Raw genomic sequence first — 19,389 nt, forward strand, 5'->3', positions numbered from 1 at the left:
GCCCGGCAACCGGCCGCGGCGCAGCACGTCTTGGAGGAGCCATGGAACGCCGACCCGTCACCCTCGTCACCGGAGGCAGCCGGGGGATCGGCGCGGCCGCCTGTGTCCGGCTCGCCGCGGAGGGCCACGACCTGGTGCTGGGCTACGCGCGCGACGAGGAGGCCGCCGAAGCGGTCGCGGAGCGGGTACGGGCGGCGGGCGCGCGGTGCCTGACGGTACGGGGCGACACCTCCCGGGAGGAGGAGGTGGAACGGCTCTTCGACGTGGCCCGGGCCGAACTGGGGCCGGTCACCGGCCTGGTCAACAACGCCGGGGTGACCGGCCCGCTGGGCCGTCTCGCCGACGCCCGGACCGAGGACCTGCGCCGGGTGGTGGAGGTGAACCTGCTGGGGTACCTGCTGTGCTGCCGCCGCGCCGCCCGGGACATGGCGGAGGGCGGCGGGGCCATCGTGAACGTCTCCTCCGCGGCCGCCACCCTGGGCAGCCCGGGGGACTACGTGCACTACGCGGCGACGAAGGCGGCCGTCGACGCCCTGACCGTGGGGCTGTCGAAGGAGCTGGGGCCGGACCGCATCCGGGTCAACGCCGTGGCGCCGGGGATCATCGAGACCGACATGCACGCCGCGATGGGCGACCCGGACCGCCCCGCCCGGGCGGCCGCCACGATCCCGCTGGGGCGGCCGGGACGGCCCGAGGAGGTCGCCGGGGCCATCGCGTGGCTGCTGTCGGCGGACGCCTCGTACACGACGGGGGCGGTCCTGCGGGTCTCCGGCGGCCGCTGACCCCGGGCGCGGTACACCGAACCGCCGGGCCGCGCGGGCCGGCCGGCCCCCGGCTTCAGCCGAAGGCGGCTCGGGTCGCCGGGCCGTAGACACCGTTCGGGTCGCCCTTGATGCCGCGGTCCCGCTGGAGCTGGGAGACCCCGCGCTTGGTCTGGCCGTCGTAGACCCCGGTGATCCGCACGTACGTGAACCCCTGCCCGTAGAGCCGTTCCTGGAGCTCCCTGACCGCGGGCCCCTTGTCGCCCGGGCGCAGGGTGCCGGAGTCCGGCGGCTGGGTCGGCCGGCCGGGCGCGCCGGTCGTGGGGCTGGTCGAGGGCTTCGCGCTGGACGGGGACGCCGAGGGGCTGCGCGTCGGGGCGGAGGCCGAGGGCTTCGCCGTGGCCGCCTGGGCGCGCACCTCGGGGTCCCCGGCGCCCGGGCTGCGGGCGGGCAGCGCCGGCAGGGCCAGGTCCGGGCGGACCGGGGCCGGGTCCTGCGGTTCGGGCCCGCTCGTCAGGAACACCAGCGTTCCCGCCCCGGCGGCCAGCACCACCAGTGCGAGGACGGCCAGGGGCAGCCGGCTCCCCCGCCGTCCGGGCGCGTGACGGGCCCCGGCCGCCACCGGGACGGCCTGGGCTGCGGCCGGCACCCGTGGCAGGGGCTGCGTCGGTTCCTCCCCCGCTTCCGGGACCGTCGGCCAGGCGGGGTACGCCGGGCCGGACGGGCCCTCGGGCGCGGCGACGTAGGGGCGGACGAACAGGCGGTCGTCGGGCTCGGGCCCGCTCTCATCGGGGTGTGGGGACACGGTTGTCTCCCGGCACGGTCGGGGTCGGCGCGGCGGTGCGGCACCGGCCCCCACGCGCCGGTCAGGCCCTGCGCCGCCGCGCGGCCGGGGCCTGGCCCGCTCCCGGGGCCGGCGGAGTGAGCGGGGAGCGGACGGGTATCGGCATCTGGGGCGTCTCCGAAGTGCGGCTCAGGTGGTCGTTCTTGAGCGGACTCTGTCCGTCCGGGGCCGCTCCGGTCAAGCCGCGTGTCCGATCCGCCCCATCCATCCGTTCTCCTTCCTCCGCGCCGGGGCCCGGACCCGGGTTCGGGTTCGGGTTCGGGCCCCGGCGGAGGTGGACGGTCACCGTGAGGGCGGCGAGGAGCATCAGGGCGGCACCCGTCAGCGGGGCGGCGGGCACCGAGACGCGGTCCACGGCGAGTCCGCCGGCCAGTGCCCCCGCCGCGATGGCGAAGTTGAACATGGCCACCATCAGCGCGGACGCGGCCTCGGCGGCCCGGGGCGCGGCCCTGAGCATCCAGCCCTGGAGGCTGACGGAGACGCCCCCGTAGGCCAGGCCCCAGAGCATCAGCAGCCCGGTCCCGGCGACGGGCCCCGGCAGGACGGCCGTCAGCGCCAGCACCACCGTGAGGGTGGCGCTGACGGTGAGCAGCGTGCGGCGCGGGTCGCGCGGTCCGGCCAGGAAGTTGCCGGCGACTCCGGCGAGGCCGTAGCCGAGGAGCAGGGTGCTGACGAGACCGGTGTCGACGCCGGAGACGTCGCGTAGGAGGGGGCGGACGAAGGTGTAGGCGGCGAACTGGCCGGTGACCACCAGGAAGGTCACGGTCACCCCGGTGCGGACCCCCGCGTCTGTCCGCAGCAGGGCGGGCAGTTCGGCGAACGTGACGGGCGTGGCCGGGGGCAGGGCGGGCAGGAGCAGGAGCAGGGCGGCCAGGGTGAGCGCGCCGAGGGCGCCGACGGCCGCGAAGGCCGTCCGCCAGCCGCCGAGTTCGCCGAGGAGGGTGCCGGCGGGGACCCCGAGCACCGAGGCGGTGGGGACACCGCCGAATATCAGGGCCGTGGCCCGGCCGACCCGGTGAGCGGGGACCAGCCGGACGGCGAGGCCGCCCGCGATGGCCCAGAACCCGCCGACGCTGATGCCGACGAGCAGCCGGGCGGCCAGGACGACGGCGAAGCCGGGGGCGAGCGCGGCGGCGAGGTTGGCGGCGGCCATCAGGCCGATCAGCGCGCACAGCACCTGCCGCCGGTCGAGCCGGGCGGCGCCGACGGTGACCAGGGGCGCGCAGAAGCCGGCGACGAGCCCGGGGACGGTCACCATCAGGCCGGCGGTGCCGTCGGAGACCCGGAGGTCGGCGCCGACGGAGGTGAGCAGTCCGACGGGCAGGAGTTCGGAGGTGATCAGGCAGAAGATCGCGAGGGAGACGGCGGCGACGGCCGCCCACCCCTTCGCGGGACGGACGCCGGACCGGGGAACGCCGGGTGGGGCAACGGCGGACCGGGGAGCGCGGGTCGGGGCAACGCTGGACGGGGGAACGCTGGACGGGGGAACGCTGGACGCGGCTGGTTCGGTCATGCTCGGCACTCCGTACGGGGTGAAGGCGGACGGACGGTTGGGGGTCCCCCCGGACGGAGTCTGGGGGAGGGGCACGGCGGCACCAGGTCCCGGGGGTCGCGCCTCCCCCGTCGCCCGCACTGCCGTGCCGTGCCGATCGCGTTCGTGCCCATTCTGCGGCCGTCCGGCCGCTTTCCGTCCGGCCTGTGGAGAATCGGTTCTCCGTGGGTGCGGGGCGGTTCCCCCGCCACTCCCGCTTCACCCGGATGCGTGACGGGCGCCACGGCTCCGGCCCGGACTACGGCATGGTGGTCGGGTGCTGTTGCGCCGGGCCGCCCTGCCCCTCTCCCTCCTGGCCCTCCTGGCGAGCGCCGGCTGTGTCTCCGTCGGCCCGGAGCACGGTGCACCGCGCCCCGCCCGGGGTTCCGCACCGCCCGCCGGGGCTCCGGACGCCGGGCGCCCCGCCCCGGCCCCGCCCGCCCGGCCCCTCCCCCTGGGCGAGGTCCCGGAGCCTTCCCCCGACCCCGACCCGGCCCCCGCCCCGGCACCCCCCGTCCGCAAGGCCCGCCCGCCCGCCCCGCGCGCGGCGAAGCCCGCCCCGCCCCGCCGCGCCAGACCCCCAAGCCCGCGCCCCCGCGCCGCGCGATCCCTCCCGTGCCGCGCGGGGAGGAACTGTGCGAGTCCGCGGAGGGGACGCTCCCGCCGTCCATCGTCGACCTCTGCGTCCGCCAGTACGGCAGCTGACCGGCGCACGCCGGCCTGCCCGGAGGAGCGGGACCGCTGGGTCACCGAGTTCCAGGAGCCGTCGGCCTCCTGAGCGCCGCGCACCGGCCGCGCACCGTCCGCCGGGCCGTCTGCCGGGCCGTCCGCAGCCGGCGCACCGCGCCGTGGCCGCGCCGGCTCCATTCGGCGCGCGGCAGCCCGGCACGCCGCCCGCCGCCGGTGATCAGGGCGTTGACCGGGGCGTGCGGGTCGGCGCCCATCCCCTTGGCGGCCAGGATCCCGACCGCGAGCGGTACGAGGGCCACGGCGAGGGCGGAGCCCGCGCAGGTCAAGCGCTGCAGGCGGGGGCGGGGGGATCGCGAGGTCATGCCGTCATTCCAGCAGCAGCGGCGCCACGGGGAATCGGCGCGGGTACTCAGGCCGTTGGACCGGGGTACTCAGGCGAGGGAGGGCGGGCGTGGTGGCGGATCCCCAGGGGCAGGGCTTCGAGCCCGCGACGGGCGACGGCGCGGAGCCGTCGGGCGCAGAGCGGGCGGCGCAGCTGCGCACCGCGTACGAGGGGCTGCTGCAGATCCGCCGCCTGCTGACGGGATCCACCTCCACGCCCGCCCCGTGGGAGCTGCGGGTGATACCGCGGGCGGTGGCCCTGGTGCTGGAGGCGGCGGGGTTCCCGCCGTCGGCGGTGGACGCCGGCGGGCGCCGCAGCCGCACGGGCTACCGGGTGGCGTCCGGGGCGCGGGGGCTGGTCGAGGTCACCTGGGCGGGCCCGCCCGGCAGCGGCGCCGCCGGGGAGGAGGCGGAGCGTCTGGCGGCGTGCGCGGCGGAGCTGGAGCGCCACGGCTGGGACTGCCTGGTCTACCGGGGTCCGCGCGGGCGCCGCTTCCTGGAAGTGGGCGCGCCCCACCCCGGAGGGTGAGGCAGGGTCGGCGGCCCGGCCGGTGGCGGGGTCTTGTCGGCGGGGACGCGGGTGTGCGGGCGCACCAGGGCGGTGTCGCCGACGGCCGGTTGCTCCACGGCCCCCTCGGCGGCCACTGCGGCGGCGGCGACGAGCTCGGGGAGCCGCGTCCTGGCCCGGCTGCCGGACGCGCCCCGTTCGGTCCGGGAGCCGGCCGGGGCAGTCCGCCCCGGCCGGCCCGCCGTCGACCACCACCTGCGCCCGCTGCGCCACCGCGCGGCCGGCGCAGGGCCCGGTCAGGGCGCGCCGAAGGTGAGCGCCAGCCGCGGCGTCGCCTCGCCCGCCGCCGCCTCCGAGGACCACAGCCACAGGGCGTCGGTCCCGGCGCTGGTCAGCGCCAGGCTGTAGGGGCCGCCCAGCGCGCCGGCCACGGCGGCGGTGTTCAGCCCGGCGGTGTGGACCGCCGAGCCGTCCGGGATCCCGGGGAACGCGCCGAGCGCCGGGGCGCCCGTGCCCGGGCGGTTGGCGTACGTGGTCCCGGCTTCCGTCCAGGCGCCGGTGACCGGTACCACCGAGACGGTGTCCGTGGTGCCGGCGCCCGCCATGGTGCTGGTCTTCACGCTGAGCGTGGCCGACTTGAGCACCTTGCCCGCCGGGGCGGCCGGCAGGTCGAAGCGCAGGTAGCTGGTGTAGAGGGAGGTCCCGCGGACGGCCAGGGAGCCGGAGGTGCCGTAGTTGGCGTCCGGGGCGCCCGCGTTGGCGTAGGTGTCCTCGGCCGCGGTGACCTGGACGGTGGAGTCCGCCGGGGCGGAGGCGAGGGCGTAGTGGTTCTGCACCTGCGCCGCGCTCAGGACGGTCGGGTAGACGGCCGTCTCGTCCATCAGGCCGGCCCAGTGCTCGCTCGTGGGGCGGTCCGGCCAGCCGCCGAGCCCGTCGAAGCCGACGCGCCAGTAGCCCGTGTAGTTCTCGTGGGTGGTGACGTTCAGGGTGCCCCGCTGGACGCCGTCCACGTACAGGGTCATGCCGCCGGGGCCCTGGGTGGCGACGACGTGGTGCCACTTGTCGTCGTTGAAGGCGGCGGCGGTGGTGATGGTGCGGGTGGCGCCGGTGTAGACCCCGTAGACCAGCCGGCCGTCGTCGGTCATGTAGACGTGCTTGTCGTACTGGCTGCTGCCGTTGATCTGCCGGCTGCCGAAGCCGACGAGCTTGCCGCCGCGGGTGGTGTTCGTCTTGAACCAGGTCTCGATGCTGTAGGTGCTGCCCACCGTCTGGCGGCGGTCGCCGTACACGTGGGCGTCGGTGCCGTTGAAGGCGATCGCCGTGCTCGCGCCGGCCACCGCCCCGGGGCTCTGGCGCAGGGCCGGGCCGTTGTGGTGCACGCCCGCCTGGTTGCCGTCGGAGGAGTCGGCGACGTACGGCAGCACGGCGTCGTCGTAGCGCCAGTACAGCTGGGCGCCGTCCGCCCGGACCTGGTTGGCGTAGGCCTCCGGCGAGGTCGGCACGGTCACGCTCGCCGGGGCGGAGAGGGCACTGGTGTTGCCCGCCGCGTCGGTGGCCGTCACCCGGTAGGTGTACGACTGGCCGGGCTGGACGGTGGTGTCGGTCCAGGAGGCCTGCGGACGCTTGAAGAACAGCGAGTCGGCGGTGACCGTGCCGATCGGGGAGGCCGCGCCGTTGCGGTAGATCCGGTAGGTGAGCGCGCTGTCGTCCAGGTCCAGGCTGGTGCGCCAGCGCACCTGCACCTCGCCGGGCCGCACGCTCGCCGCGCCGGCCAGCGGAACCGTCGGGGCACCCGTGTCACCGGTGGAGGAGAAGCGCGTGAGGCTCTGCTGGGCCGTCCCGTTGACGGTGGTGAACTCACCGCCCACCCACAGGTACTGCGTACCGCCCTTGGAGCCGACGGTCATCACGCGCGGCCCGATGCCCTCGCCGACGCCGTCGTTGGTGTCGGGCGCCCAGCCCAGCTTGCCGACGCTGGTGGTGGGCTGCGCCAGCAGGTGGTGGCGCTGGCCGTCGGGGTACTCGCCGACACTGGAGCAGTCGTGCGCGTGCGAGGCGCTGTAGAGCACGTTCTGGTACGGCAGCACGGCCTGGGTGGCCCCCAGGCAGGTGTCGCGCCAGCGCTGGCCGAAGTCGGAGAGGTCGAGGGCGATGCGGCCGTCGAAGACCCCGCCGCCGGTGCCCTCGTTGGCGGTGTAGAAGCCGGTGGCGTCGGTGGCGATGTCCTTGACCACCGAGTTGGTCTCGATGAAGCCCGGGTAGCCCTTGGTGAGGGCGCCGGTGGCGGAGTCGACGACGGCCAGGGCGTGCGTGCTGGTGCCGTTGACGGTGAAGAAGTCGCCGCCGAGCAGGACGTTCCTGCCGTCCGGGGTGACCTCGACGGCACGGCCCGGCTCGTCCGCGTTCGCCGTGAAGGGGCGCAGCGCGCCGTCCGCGGCTGCGACGGCGGCGAAGCGCTGCCTGGGCTGCCCGTTGACGTTGAGGAAGTCGCCGCCCGCGTAGACGGTGTCGCCGGTGACGGCGATGGCCCGTACGGTGGCCGCGAAGGCGGGGCGGAAGGACGGCTTCACGGTGCAGGTGGCCACGTCGATGGCGGCCATGCTGGAGACCGGGGTGCCGTTGACGGCGCCGAAGTAGCCGCCCGCGTAGAGGGTCTTCTTGTCCGGGGACAGGGTGAGCGCGCGGACGGTCGCGGTGCCGCTGCCGATGGTGAAGGACAGGGTGCAGGAGGTCGGGGCGCCCGTCGCCGCGTCCAGGGCGGCGAAGTTCACCGCCGGCCGCTCACTGCCGGCCCCGCCCGCGGGCGGGCGGACGGCGGAGAAGGTCCCGCCGGCGAAGACGGTGCCCCCGGCCTCGGCGAGGGCCCAGACGATGCCGTTGGGCTGCCAGGTGGGCAGCGCGTCGGCGGTGAAGGCCACGGGCGGGGTGACGGCCGCGGCCTGCGGGGCGAGCCCGAGCCCCACGAACGCCCCCGTGCCGGCCAGGGACAGGGCGAGAGCGGCTGCCGGCCCTCTGGATCTGCGCATGAACCCCCCAGTTCGGTGTGTCCGTTGTCCGTACGGGCGCACCCTAGGTCGAATTCCCGCACCGGGCACCAGACTTGACGTATCGCATGCCGAACGGCGGCCGGGCCGGAGGGCCCTCAGCCGGCCGGCAGCGCCCGGCACAGCAGGGATGCCGGGGAGGGGCGGAAACCGGCCCGGGCGGTGAAGGCGATGCCCGCCGCGTACTCGGTGGGCAGGCACTGGCCCTTGTAGTGGCCTGAGGCGTAGTCCCCGCCCGGGTTCCCGGCCGGGCGGGCGTCGCCCCGGTCGAACCAGACCGTACGGCCGGCGCCGGCGAGGGGGACGCGGGCCGGGGCGCACAGGGCCGCCGAGACCCGGTCGCCGCGCAGGCTGTACCCGGTGAGGAACTGCCCGGCCGGGCACTGGAGCTTCGTGTAGCCGGTGGCCCAGTCCCCGCCCGCCGGGACGTACGTCTCGTCGCGGACCACGGTCTGGCCGCCGCCCGGGGCGCGCAGGTCGGAGGTGGAGCACAGCCCGCGCCCGCCGGTGTGGCTCAGGCCCGCCAGGCGCGCGCCGTCGGGGCAGACGGCCTTGCGGGCGCCGCTGTCCCAGTCCCCGGCGGCGCGGGTGAGCAGCGAGGCGTTCTGGTCCCGGTGGTCGGTGCTGAGCTGGTACCAGGCGGTGGTGGCGGGGACCGGCCCGGTGCGGCCCGCGGCCGAGACGAGCGCGGTCCAGGGGGCGGTGCGCCAGTCTGCGGGGTCGAGGACCCCTCCCCCGGACTCCGTCCGGGGGGACCCCCACCGTCGGCCGGTGTTGTCGTAGCGGAGCATCGCCCAGCTGTCGCCGCCGGGAGCGCCCTGTGCGGTGGTGCTCCAGCCGACGAGGGGCCAGTAGGCGAAGTCGGCGTCGGAGGCGGCCAGGTAGCCGGTCATGTTCTGGAACCAGGCGCGCGGGGCGGCGCCGGTCTCGTCGGCGCCGATGCCGAACTCGCTGATCCACACCGGGGCGGTGAAGTGGGCGCCCGTCTCGGCGGAGACGAAGAACGCCTGGTCGTAGAGGGTCTGTTCGAGCTCGGCCCGGCTCATGTCCTGGTAGCGGGCGTCGTGTGTCTCGCCGAGGCCGGTGGCGCCGCTGTGGTGGGGGCCGGTGTAGCCGTAGAAGTGGGCGGAGTAGACCAGCTTGTTCGAGACGACGAGGGTGTGGGAGAGGGTGCGGACGGGGGTGAGGGCGGGGCGGCCGTGCGGGAGTCCGTCGGCGGGGATGCCCGTCCAGTTGATGCCCTCGACGACGATGAGCAGGTTGGGGTTGGCCTCCGTCAGGATCCGGTCGGCGGCCTCCTCGGAGGCGGCCTGCCAGTCGTGGCCGTCGCCCAGGCCCCAGTTGGGGTCGTCCCAGGTGTCGCGGCGGACCTCGTTGTACAGGTCGGCGCCGACCACGCGGGGGTTGTCGCGGTAGCGGCGGGCGAGGAAGACCCAGTCGTCGGCCCACTGGGCGGTGGAACGGCTGCTGTTCCACCGCTCGTTGCCGTCGAGACCGCAGCACCAGCGGGTGGTTCCGGTGTGGTTGTTGAGGATGACGGCGAAGCCCGCGTCGGTGAGGGCCGAGACCACGGCGTCGTAGACCTGGAGCGGGGTGCGGCCGCGCAGCGCCGAGTTGGCGGCGACGGCCGCGTCCGGGACGGGGGCGGTGGCGTGCAGCATCTCGTTGGAGAAGGGCAGCCGGACGCTGTTCAGCCCGAGCGCGCGGAAGTCGGCCAGCAGTGCGGGCAGGGGCACCCGGTCCAGGCCGAGGGGGATGCCGTGCGAGTCCTGGCCCGCGTGGTGGTTGGCGGGGTCGGCGATGTTCCCCGAGCCGTTCCAGGAGCCCTGGGCGCCGTCCCAGTTGCCGGAGCGCAGGCGGAAGCGGTTGCCCTGGGCGTCGACGATGTACCGGCCCCGGGTCGAGAGCGGGGGCGTCCACGGCGCGGGGTCGGAGGCGGCGGGCGCCGTGGCCGGGGCGGCCGGGGCGGCGGCGAGTGCGGGGGCGGCGCCCGGCAGGACGACGCCGCCCGCCAGGAGCAGCACGATCGACAGCACCCGTACGAGGCTCTTCATCTGGCTCCCGCCCGATCCGGCCGCCCCCGTCCGGGCGGCTGCGGCGGACAAGTTACCGGCCGGTCGCTCGGGAGGGAAGGTACGGGCGCACCCCGGTCCCCGGGCGTCAACGGGGCGGGCCCGCGCGGGCCCTTCCCATGGGTGACCCCCGGCAAAACCGCCCCGGCCGGCGCCGGACCGCTCTACCGTGCCCTGAGGGGTCGGGCCGAAGGACCGGAGGGCGGGGCTGATGGACGAGGAAGAGGACATGCGGCTGGCGGAGATCACCCCGGAGATCTCCCGCCGCACGCTGGCGATGCTGCGCGGGCTCGCCGGGCTGGAGCCTGCGGAACGGGTGCCCGAGGACGCCATGGCCGTGGCCGACGCGATCCTCGCCGAGCACGGTACGGACGGGCTGAGGGTGCTGGTGATGACCCTGGCCGCCTGGGCGACGGCGCAGATCGAGAACGTGGCCGAGCTCAGCGGGCGCAGCCACGAGGCGGTGCTCGACGCGATGGAACTGGCCTGCCTGGAGGCCAACGCCGACGACTAGGGCCTACGCCCGGGAACGCGAGCCGAGGGTGTGGCGGGCGTCCGCGGCGGGCCGTGGCGCCGTGCGGCGGCCTCGCGGGGGCAGCGGCGCGAGTGCGCCCCGGGAGGACCGGGGCGCGGCCTGGCTCACGGGCCAGACGGCACCGGGGAGCGCCCGCGCCGGCGGGGCCGGGCGGCCGGTGGTCCGCCGTATGCGGCTTTCCGGCCCGGGTCGGCGACACTGGGGGGACCAGAAGGTTGCGGGGGGTCCTGAACGGAGGCCGTCGTGAGCACACCTTCCCCCATCCGGATCGCCGCCGTACTGTCCGCCGAACACCGCGGCCGGCTGATGTCCTACGCACGTGAGGTCAATTTCCCCGAGGGCGCCCGGATCTTCGAAGAGGGCGGCCGGGCGGAGGCCTTCTGGATCGTGCGCTCCGGCACGGTGACCCTGGAGGTCCCGCTGCCCTCCGGCGGCCACCGGGGTGCCGCGGCCGTCGAGAGCCTCGGGCCCGGCGAGCTCGTCGGCTGGTCCTGGCTGTTCCCGCCGTACACCTGGCAGCTGAGCGCCGAGGCCATGACCCCGGTACGGGCCTACGAGTTCGACGGGGCGGCCGTCCGGATGCTGATGGACGCCGACCCGGCCTTCGGCTCGGCCATCGGCCACTGGGTCGGGCGGATCCTCGCGGTCCGGCTCCAGCAGACCCGCACCCGCCTCCTCGACCTCTACGCCCCCCGCCCGACCGCCACCCGCTGACTCCTCGGGGCGGCCCCCGGCCCCCCGGAGGCGCTTCCCACCCGTCACACCGGCCCCTCACGGGTCCCGCGCGGGGAAGGTGTTCGGCCGATTCCCGGAATCCCTCCTTCACAGGTCACGACGACGGAGGTCGCTGCGGACTGCACTCATGCGCTCACGAACGGTGACGAGAAATGGCGGTACGAACGGGCGTTCTCACCCCGGATGGGCAAGACTCCCGTCCGCTATCCGAAACACCGACCCGAGGAGTGTTCGAAATGCGGTCCATCACCAGGAGTCTGGGACTGGCCTCCGGAGCAATGGCGCTCACCGCCCTCACCGCCCTGGCCGGGACCGGAGCCGCCGACGCGGCACCGGCCGGAACGCAGAGCCTGTACGCCCCCTCCGCACTCGTGGTCAGCGTGACGGCCGGTCAGGACGCCGTCGGCGGGACCGTACTGCGCGCGGTGACCCTCGTGTGCGCGCCGCGCCCGGGCGGAACGCACCCCTCGCCGGCCGCCGCCTGCGCCGAGCTGAAGGCGAACGGGGCGTCGCTGGACGCGCTCGCCGCTCCCCGCCCCGACTCCGCGTGCACCCGGGAGTGGAACCCGGTGACGGTCACCGCCGACGGGGTGTGGCAGGGGAAGCGGATGAGCTACACCTACACCTTCGGCAACCCCTGCGGGCTGCGCAGCAGCACCGGCGTGCTCTTCGGCATCTGAGCCCCCGCGTAGGGGTGACACCCCCGCGGACCGGCCGGGCGGCGCCGCCGACCGCCGCCCGGCCCCCGCGGCCCCGGCCCCTCAGCCCAGTTCGAGGCTGGTGACCCCGTACAGCCCGGACAGGTCCAGCTCGGGCGCCGGGCCGGTGTACATGCGGGCGGTCTCGAAGGCCGGGACCAGCCCCAGCCGGGCCGCCACGGCGGCCGCGGCCGGGTTCACGTCGGGCACGTCCACCGCAACCTCCCCGCCGGGGGCGTGCCCGGCGAGCCGCCGCACCAGGGCGGCGGCCACCTCCGGTGTGGCCGCGTACAGGGGGCCGATCCGCGTGGCGGAGCTACAGGGGCGGACCACGCCCAGGCCCTCGATCCGCCCGTCGCGGACGGCGGCGAGGGCGGTCCGGCCGGGCAGGGAGGTCCAGGCGGAGAGGAAGGCGTCGCGCGCCTCGGGGAAGAAGGACCGGTCGTAGGCGGCGAGCCGGGCGAAGGGCAGCGAGGCCGCGTCCACGATCTCCACCCCCCGGTCGTCCCCGGGCTCCGGAACGCCCTGGTAGCGCATGTTCGTCCAGGCGGAACGGAACCCGGACTTGCGGTAGTTGTCCTGCTGCTCGACCACCCCGTCCAGGCCGACGAGCCGTCCGTCGAGCCGTTCCATCCCGGCCCGCCACAGCCGGATGCCGTAGCCGCGGCCGCGCACGTCGGGGCGGGCGATGTAGAAACCGATGAACCCGAAGCCGCTGCCGTAGCGCACGGCGGAGATGCAGGCGACCGGGTCCCCGTCGAGCCGTCCGACGAGGAAGCCCTCCGGGTCGGCGACCGCGAAGGCGAAACGGTCGCTGTCCCCCGGGTTCCAGCCTTCCCCGTCGGCCCAGGTGCGCAGCATCTCCATGTCGGCGGCGCTCGCGCCGGTGATCTCGAAGCGTGTCATGCCGGGTGTTCTACCCCGGATCTCACCCCGCGCAGATCACGTCGTCGAGGGTGATCGGGCGGGAGTCCGTGCGGACGTACGCGGTGAAGGTGTCGGTGACCCCGGACGGCCAGGTGGTGGTGACGGTGGCCCAGCCGACGAATGCGGACGGGGCGGCGGTGGCCTGGCCGACGGTGATGGACTGCGGGGTGCCCGGGCGGCAGAGCAGGACGTCGGTCTCCGGGAAATGCGCCTGTTTGTCCTTGAGCAGCTGCGAGACCCGGTTGACCCGGTCCTGTTCCGAGGGCCCGTGGTTGCCGTAGAAGGCCCGCAGGAAGCTGGTGATCTCCTCCGTGGTGTGCCTCTGGAGCCGGCGGGGCTGCGGATCGTCCGGGGCGTGCACCCGGAGCCGGCCGGGCTGCGGATCGGCGAGGGCGGCCGCCGGTGCCGACGACGCGACCAGGGTGATCAGGGCGGACACGGCGGCGAGCAGCAGGGCGCCGGAGCGGTGTGGGGTGAGCGTCATGTCCGGTATGTAACCGGCGGCCGGGCCCGTCTGCCGGGGGCGAGGCAGGTTCTCACTCCGGTGGGCGTGGAGATTCACCGCAGAAACGCCCCTCCGCTTGCGCCGACCGGCTCCGGGTGCCTTGCCGGGGCGGCCCCGGAGGGGAAATCGTTCGCGGGCCGGGGCGGGCGCTGTCTAGGGTCGGCGCATGGGGAAGCAGCTTGTCGCAGTGTTCAGCGGGGCCGGGATGTCCACCGATTCCGGGATTCCGGACTACCGGGGGCCGCAGGGGCTCTGGCGCCGGGATCCGGAGGCCGAGAAGCTCGTGACGTACGAGTACTACATGGCCGATCCGGACGTCCGCCGCCGCTCCTGGCTCATGCGCGCGGAGATCGGGGCCCTCGCGCCCCGGCCCAACGCGGCGCACACGGCCGTGGCGGAACTGGAGCGCGCGGGCACCCCGGTGCGGGTGATCACGCAGAACGTGGACGGGCTGCACCAGCTCGCCGGGATGCCCGGGCGCAAGGTGTTCGAGCTGCACGGGACGGCCCGGTCGGTGGTGTGCACCCGCTGCCACGCCCGCTCGGGGATGGACGAGGCCCTGGCCCGGGTCGCCGCCGGGGAGCCCGATCCGGCCTGTACGGCCTGCGGGGGGATCCTCAAGGCGGCGACCGTGATGTTCGGGGAGCGGCTGGACCCGGAGGTGCTGGCGCGGGCGGTGGCCGTGGCCAAGGGCTGCCAGGTGTTCATCGCCGTCGGGACGACCCTCCAGGTGCAGCCCGCGGCCTCGCTCGCCGGGATGGCGGCCGAGGCCGGGGCGCGGCTGATCATCGTCAACGCGGAGGAGACCCCGTACGACTCCCTGGCCGACGAGGTGATCCGCGAGCCGATCGGCACCGCCCTCCCGGCCCTCCTGGCCCGGTTCGCCTAGACCCTCTCCTCCCCGTCGGCCGCGCGCCGCATGGCCGCCACGTCGAGCTTCTTCATCTGCAACATCGCGGCGGTGGCGCGGGCCGCCCGGCCCGGGTCCGGGTCACTGATCAGGTCGATGGCGCCGGGCGGGATGACCTGCCAGGAGACCCCGAACCGGTCCTTGACCCAGCCGCAGGCCGACTCCTGCCCGCCGTCGCCGGTCAGCGCGGCGTAGTAGTAGTCCGCCTCGGCTTCGTCGGAGCAGTGGATCTGGAAGGAGATGGCCTCGGTGAAGGGGAACTGGGGGCCGCCGTTGAGTCCGATGAACCGCTGGCCGTTGATCTCGAACTCGACGACCATCACCTCCCCGGCCGGGCCCGGGCCGGCCTCGGTGTAGCGGACGGTGCGCAGGATCCGGCCGTCCTTGAAGACGGAGAGGTAGTAGTCGGCGGCGGCCTCCGCGTCGCCGTCGAACCACAGACAGGTGGTGAAGCCGTTGCTGGTCATGGCCGCTGCCTCCAGGTGGTGGGTGGGCGAAGGCCGGGCGGCCTTCCCCCACATACGGACCGGCCCCGCGCCCGGAACTCATCGGTGGGCGCGGGGCCGGTCCGTACTTTCACCCGTCCGGGCTACACGGCTACTTCTGGAGCATCCGGTCGACGACCCGCTCGGCGGCGCGGCCGTCGTCGAGGTCGCAGAACTCGGCGCGGAACGCCTTCCGCGCCCCGGCGAACCGGGCGGCCACGGCGTCGGCGTCGCGGACGGCCTCGATCAGTGCGGCCGAGTCCTTCAGCAGCGGGCCGGGGGCCTTCTCCTCCAGATCGAAGGTGAAGCCGCGCAGGGTGTCGCGGTAGTGCTCCAGGTCGTACGTGAACAGCAGGATCGGCTTGTCGGTCAGCGCGAAGTCGAACAGCGCGGAGGAGTAGTCCGAGATCAGCACGTCGGCGACGAGCAGCAGGTCCGTGGTGTCGGGCCAGCGGGACACGTCCACGACGAACCCGTCGCGCACGCCGTCGCGGAGCTGCTCCTTCACCAGGTGGTGGCCGCGGACGAGCAGGACGTGGTCCTCGCCGAGCTCGCGGCGGGCCGCGGCCAGGTCGATGCGCAGGTCGAGCTTGTAGCCGCCGCTCCAGTCCTCGCGGTTCTCGCGCCAGGTCGGCAGGTAGAGGACGACCTTCTTGCCCTCGGGCAGGCCGAGCCGCCTGCGGACCTCGGCGATCCGCTCCGCGTCGGGACGTACCAGCGCGTCGGTGCGCGGGCTGCCGGACTCGACGACCTCGCCGTCGTAGCCGAGGGCCCGCTTGAGGATGGGGGTGGCGTACGAGCTCGGGGAGGCGAGCAGCGTCCACTGGGCGCTGTCGTGGGCCAGCCCCTCCAGCACCTCGGGGCTGGTGTAGTAGTCGTGCGTGAAGTCGTAGCCGATCTGCTTGAGCGGCGTGCCGTGCCAGGTCTGGACGACGGTCTGGCCCGGGCGGCGCCGGAAGGTCATCGGCACGCTGTCGTTGACGACGTAGTAGCGGGCGCGGGCCAGGACCTCCCAGGCCTCCAGGCTGCCGTACTGGACGGCACGGGCGGTCGGCGGGACCTCGGCGCGGCCGTCGCGGACCAGCCAGACGTGGTCCAGCTTCTCGCCCCGGCGCACGAGTTCCTCGTGGATGGCGCGGGGCGAGTCGCCCGCGCCGTTGCCGCGGAAGGTGTCGTAGACGGCCAGGTCCTTGACCGGGAGCTGCCGCTGCGCCGGGTAGGTCTCGTCGCGGGCGACGCGCTGGGCGTAGCGGGAGCGGTCGTGCGGGCTCAGCAGCGGGTCGCTGACCAGGGCCATCCGGTCGTGGTGGCGGGCCTCGACGCGCATGCGGCGGCCCAGGACCGTGACCGGGTGGGGGCCGGTGGTCAGCGCGGGGGCGATCAGCTGGACGGGGGCTCCGCGGTCGACGCCGAGCAGGCCGGCGGTGGTGCCGCCCTGGCTCACCGGGCGCAGGGTCGGCCACCAGCGGCCCTGCGGGAGGGTGGTGCGGCCGGCGTACGGCTCGGGGAGCACGGGCTCGAAGGTGGCTTCGAAGCGGTCCCCGTCGCGGGTGACGGGGTAGCTGAACTCGGTGCCGTGGTGGTCGTGCAGGACCAGCTCGTACGGCTCGTCGGCACTGTCCGCGGGGGCGCGGAAGGTGCCGCGCAGGGTCAGCGTGCCGTTCTCGGCGGAGACGGTGTCGACGAGCGGCGGGGAGGGCTGGACGGAGAGGACGAGGTGGCCGCTCTTGGCGCGCTTGGCGAAGACCGCGAGGTCGGTGTCCTCGCCGGGGAGCGGTACGGCCAGGCCCGCGAAGCCGCCGCGTTCGTCGTGGACCAGGGGGTGGCGGGTGCCGTCGGGGCGGACCACGGTCAGGGTCCAGGCTTCGGGGGTCCATTCGCCGGGAGCCCGCGTGGCAGGGGCGACGGAGCCGAGTCCGGCGAGCGGGACGACGGCGGTGAAGGGGACGCGGCCGCCGGACGCGGCGCTGCCCAGGGCGAGCGGGATGTCGAGGCCCGCGCCGGTGCCTGCGTGTTCGGCGCGCAGGATGATGCCCTCGCCGGCGCCGGGGGCCAGCTCGCCGGTCAGTTCGAGGGCGTCGTCGCCGTGGGGGCGGACGTCCAGGACGCGGGCGCGGACGATCTCGACCTGGACGGTGAGGACGCCCGTGACGGTCGGCAGGATGCGGACGTCGGGGGTGGCCCAGTAGGCGGGCGGGTTCATCCCGCTGTCGTGCTCACCGCCCTTGAGGCGGGCCCGGTGCAGGCCGCCGGGGCCGGTGACGGCGATGGAGGTGGTCCATATGCCCTCGCGCCACTTGCCGCCGGACTGGAAGAGGGTGGGTTCGACGACGGCGGTGAAGCCGGCCCAGTCTGCGTGCCGCAGGGCGAGGTGGGGGGAGTTCACGGTGGCCATCGGGGAGGCCACCGTGCGGGTGGGGACGACCGTGCGGCGGCGCTTGCCCTGCTCGCGGAAGACCAGCATCTTGCGGGAGGCCAGGCGGCTCTCGGCGCCCATGTGGCCGGGGAGGGCGTAGCCGCGCAGCAGCAGCTTGCCGTCGCTCCAGGCGGCCTGCTCCAGCCGGCTGACGACGCGGCGCTCGCGCGGGCCGAGGGTCAGCAGCTTCGGGGGGACGGGCGCCTTGAGGAAGGGGTAGTCGGCCTGCGGGCGGGCCAGGCCCTTGACCGGCACGCTGTAGGAGAAGTCCCGCTGGTGGTGCAGGAGGGCGATGAACTCCTCGACGCGGCCCTCGCGGGCCAGGTAGGCCTTGAGCCGGTCGGCGACGGTGAGGTCGCTCCACGGTCCGGTGCCGATCTCGCGGATGAGGCCGCCCACCTCCTTGACGAAGGCGGCGCGGAAGTCGTCGCCGCCTTCGGCGACGTACTTGTAGATGAGCGGAAGTTCCTCACTCAGCACGTTGTGGTCGTAGTCGCGCAGGTAGCGGGCGTACTTCTCGCCCGTCTTGCCGAGCAGGGCCTCGCGGACCAGGCGGACGGAGGTCACGCGGTCGATCACGGAGACCGGGTCGGTGGAGCGCTGGGTGATGGACCGCTCGCCGGTCTCGCGGACGCGCCAGTGGTAGACGCAGTCGCTGATCACGTCGACGCTCGTGGCGAAGTAGTGCGCCGGGATGCTGACGGGGGCGTCCTCGTAGAGGATGCCCTCGGGGTACTGGAAGCCGTGCTCTTCCCAGAAGCCGCGCCGGTAGACCTTGTTCCAGGCGGTGCGGTCGGTGACCAGCGCCGGGAACTTGGAGATGTGGGTCTTCAGGCGGGTGTTCGCGAACGCGACGCGGTGGCCCCAGGACTGCTGCATGCCGACGGAGCGGAAGCGCTTGACGTTGCCCGCGGCGAAGTCGGAGCCGCTCGCGTCGAGGGCGTCGATCAGCTTCTGGTAGGCGTCCGGGGGCATGGTGTCGTCGCTGTCGACGAAGGCGACGTACTCGCTGTCCGGCGAGGCGTGCCGGAAGCCTACGTTCCGCGCGGCACCGAGGCCGGCGTTCTTCTGCAGGACGACCCGGAAGCGCTTGTCACGCTCAGCGAAGGCCTCGGCTATGACCGCACTGCTGTCCGTGGACCCGTCGTCGACGATGACGACTTCGAAGTCGTCGAACGTCTGAGCTGCAAGGGATTCCAGGCACTCGTCGAGGTAGAGCTCGACGTTGTAGGAGGGAACGACGATGCTCAGGCGCGGGGGCATGGGTGACGGGTTCTCCAGCGTTTTTATCTTTGTCGACCGGGTTGATGATCAGCCAATTACAGCATCTTACTCTGTAACAGGATGATAAAGCTGACCCATCTCGGACATATCGCTCGGTCCGCCGGGACGGGCGGCAAAGAATTCAGCCGCCCGCCACCGTGCCGTCACGGCCCTCCGCGGGCCGCCCGCCGGAGCCGTCAGACCTCCAGGCCCTCCTCGATCTTCTTCAGCTGGTGCCGGGCCATGGCCAGATTGGCCCTGTTCCGGTCGAGCGCGAGGTAGAGGAAGAAGCCCTCGCTGTTGCGGCCCTTCATCAGCCGGATCAGGTGGTACTGGCTGCCGAGAGTGATCAGGATGTCCTCGATCTCGTCCTTCAGGCCGAGCATCTCCATGGTGCGGACCTTGGCCCGCACCACGTCGGTGTTGCCGGCCGCGGCCACCGTCAGGTCCAGGTCCTTGCCGCCGCCGACGTGGCCGAGGGCCATGCCGCTGCCGTAGTCGACGAGGGCCGCGCCGATCGCGCCCTCGATGCTGGTGGTGGCTTCCTTGAGGGCGGTTTCCACGTTGGCCATGGGGGATTCCTTTGCAGTCGTTTGCTTTTTGGCTGGTTCTGGCCTGTCGGCCGGGAGCGGTCAGGGACGGTCCGGGGCCGGCGCCTCGGGGCCTGACCTGCGGCCCAGGCTGTGCTCGATGAGCTCGGTTATCCGGAGGCTGGAGCGGCGCGCCTCCAGGTGGAGGCGGCCGACGTTGACGCGCGGCTCGGCGGTCAGGGTGAGGACGGCCGCCTCGCCCGCGGCGTACGTGGCGACGTAGCCGTGCTCGCCGCGTACGAGCAGTTCGCGGAAGCCGCCCTGGCCGGTGCAGTCGCTCAGCCGCTGGGCCACGCCGAGGGCGGCGGCGGTCAGCGCGGCGACGGACTCGGCTTCGGTGGTCGCGCTGTCCTGCGCCAGGACCAGGCCGTCGGCGCTCGCGGCGAGCGCCCCGCTGAGCTGGGGCACCCGGGCCCGCAGCCGCCGGAGCTCGGCGAGTATCTCGGCTTCGGCCTCGGCGGGCAGCATCACCGTGTTCATGTCGGCCTTCCTCC

Annotated in this window: 17 protein-coding genes; 6 read left to right on the forward strand and 11 right to left on the reverse strand. The window is 74.7% G+C overall.

Features of this window, described 5'->3' with window-relative positions; all coding sequences use genetic code 11:
* Positions 1-41 precede the first annotated feature (41 nt).
* The gene (locus tag B4U46_RS04195; RefSeq protein ID WP_079424184.1) at positions 42-782 is read left to right on the forward strand and encodes an SDR family NAD(P)-dependent oxidoreductase; all 741 of its coding nucleotides are present in this window, start codon (positions 42-44) and stop codon (positions 780-782) included.
* A 55-nt stretch (positions 783-837) separates the two neighbouring features.
* On the opposite strand, the gene B4U46_RS04200 is transcribed toward B4U46_RS04195, so the two are convergent.
* The 3 genes from B4U46_RS04200 to B4U46_RS04210 all read right to left on the reverse strand — a co-directional run bounded on the left by B4U46_RS04200 (position 838) and on the right by B4U46_RS04210 (position 4,188).
* Positions 838-1,566 (reverse strand): peptidoglycan-binding domain-containing protein, encoded by a 729-nt coding sequence (locus B4U46_RS04200; RefSeq protein WP_079424186.1) that lies wholly within the window; start codon positions 1,564-1,566, stop codon positions 838-840.
* A gap of 61 nt (positions 1,567-1,627) precedes the next feature.
* Positions 1,628-3,118, reverse strand: coding sequence for an MFS transporter (locus tag B4U46_RS04205; protein ID WP_079424188.1), 1,491 nt, complete (start codon positions 3,116-3,118; stop codon positions 1,628-1,630).
* 764 nt (positions 3,119-3,882) lie between these two features.
* Complete coding sequence (locus B4U46_RS04210) at positions 3,883-4,188, reverse strand: hypothetical protein (RefSeq protein ID WP_079424190.1); 306 nt, start codon at positions 4,186-4,188, stop codon at positions 3,883-3,885.
* A 92-nt stretch (positions 4,189-4,280) separates the two neighbouring features.
* Here B4U46_RS04210 and B4U46_RS04215 point away from each other — a divergent pair, with 92 nt between their 5' ends.
* Positions 4,281-4,736, forward strand: a complete 456-nt coding sequence (locus B4U46_RS04215) for a hypothetical protein (RefSeq protein WP_079431552.1) — start codon at positions 4,281-4,283, stop codon at positions 4,734-4,736.
* Positions 4,737-5,011: 275 nt separating this feature from the next.
* On the opposite strand, the gene B4U46_RS04220 is transcribed toward B4U46_RS04215, so the two are convergent.
* Positions 5,012-7,741 carry a DNRLRE domain-containing protein gene (locus tag B4U46_RS04220; RefSeq protein ID WP_185117336.1) on the reverse strand — a complete coding sequence of 910 codons (2,730 nt, stop codon included), beginning with the start codon at positions 7,739-7,741 and terminating at the stop codon, positions 5,012-5,014.
* Between the two features lie 116 nt (positions 7,742-7,857).
* Positions 7,858-9,813, reverse strand: a complete 1,956-nt coding sequence (locus tag B4U46_RS04225; protein WP_079424191.1) for a glycoside hydrolase family 5 protein — start codon at positions 9,811-9,813, stop codon at positions 7,858-7,860.
* A gap of 229 nt (positions 9,814-10,042) precedes the next feature.
* On the opposite strand from B4U46_RS04225, the gene B4U46_RS04230 reads away from it, so the two are divergent.
* From B4U46_RS04230 to B4U46_RS04240, 3 genes are all read left to right on the forward strand, one after another.
* A complete protein-coding gene (locus tag B4U46_RS04230) occupies positions 10,043-10,345 on the forward strand; it encodes a hypothetical protein (protein WP_079424192.1) in 303 nt (100 codons plus the stop codon).
* A gap of 264 nt (positions 10,346-10,609) precedes the next feature.
* The gene (locus tag B4U46_RS04235) at positions 10,610-11,080 is read left to right on the forward strand and encodes a Crp/Fnr family transcriptional regulator (RefSeq protein ID WP_185117335.1); all 471 of its coding nucleotides are present in this window, start codon (positions 10,610-10,612) and stop codon (positions 11,078-11,080) included.
* Between the two features lie 257 nt (positions 11,081-11,337).
* Positions 11,338-11,781 (forward strand): subtilase-type protease inhibitor, encoded by a 444-nt coding sequence (locus tag B4U46_RS04240; RefSeq protein ID WP_079424193.1) that lies wholly within the window; start codon positions 11,338-11,340, stop codon positions 11,779-11,781.
* An 81-nt stretch (positions 11,782-11,862) separates the two neighbouring features.
* Here the strand turns inward: B4U46_RS04240 and B4U46_RS04245 are convergent, their stop codons facing one another.
* Positions 11,863-12,705, reverse strand: coding sequence for a GNAT family N-acetyltransferase (locus B4U46_RS04245; RefSeq protein ID WP_079424194.1), 843 nt, complete (start codon positions 12,703-12,705; stop codon positions 11,863-11,865).
* 22 nt (positions 12,706-12,727) lie between these two features.
* On the reverse strand, positions 12,728-13,210 hold the full coding sequence (locus B4U46_RS04250) for a hypothetical protein (RefSeq protein ID WP_079424195.1): 483 nt from the start codon (positions 13,208-13,210) through the stop codon (positions 12,728-12,730).
* 187 nt (positions 13,211-13,397) lie between these two features.
* Here B4U46_RS04250 and B4U46_RS04255 point away from each other — a divergent pair, with 187 nt between their 5' ends.
* Entirely contained in the window at positions 13,398-14,120 is a 723-nt protein-coding gene (locus B4U46_RS04255; protein ID WP_079424197.1) for an SIR2 family NAD-dependent protein deacylase, read from the forward strand.
* Here B4U46_RS04255 and B4U46_RS04260 read toward each other — a convergent pair.
* From B4U46_RS04260 to B4U46_RS04275, 4 genes are all read right to left on the reverse strand, one after another.
* Complete coding sequence (locus B4U46_RS04260; protein ID WP_079431555.1) at positions 14,117-14,608, reverse strand: VOC family protein; 492 nt, start codon at positions 14,606-14,608, stop codon at positions 14,117-14,119. The two genes, B4U46_RS04255 and B4U46_RS04260, sit on opposite strands and share 4 nt — an antisense overlap.
* Positions 14,609-14,738: 130 nt before the next feature.
* Positions 14,739-18,305 carry a bifunctional glycosyltransferase/CDP-glycerol:glycerophosphate glycerophosphotransferase gene (locus B4U46_RS04265; protein WP_079424198.1) on the reverse strand — a complete coding sequence of 1,189 codons (3,567 nt, stop codon included), beginning with the start codon at positions 18,303-18,305 and terminating at the stop codon, positions 14,739-14,741.
* A 197-nt stretch (positions 18,306-18,502) separates the two neighbouring features.
* Positions 18,503-18,877, reverse strand: a complete 375-nt coding sequence (locus B4U46_RS04270; RefSeq protein ID WP_079424199.1) for a hypothetical protein — start codon at positions 18,875-18,877, stop codon at positions 18,503-18,505.
* A gap of 60 nt (positions 18,878-18,937) precedes the next feature.
* Positions 18,938-19,363 (reverse strand): roadblock/LC7 domain-containing protein, encoded by a 426-nt coding sequence (locus tag B4U46_RS04275; RefSeq protein ID WP_079431556.1) that lies wholly within the window; start codon positions 19,361-19,363, stop codon positions 18,938-18,940.
* Between the last annotated feature and the right edge of the window lie 26 nt (positions 19,364-19,389).

It is taken from the genome of Streptomyces katrae (genome assembly GCF_002028425.1).
Lineage (GTDB): Bacteria > Actinomycetota > Actinomycetes > Streptomycetales > Streptomycetaceae > Streptomyces > Streptomyces katrae_A.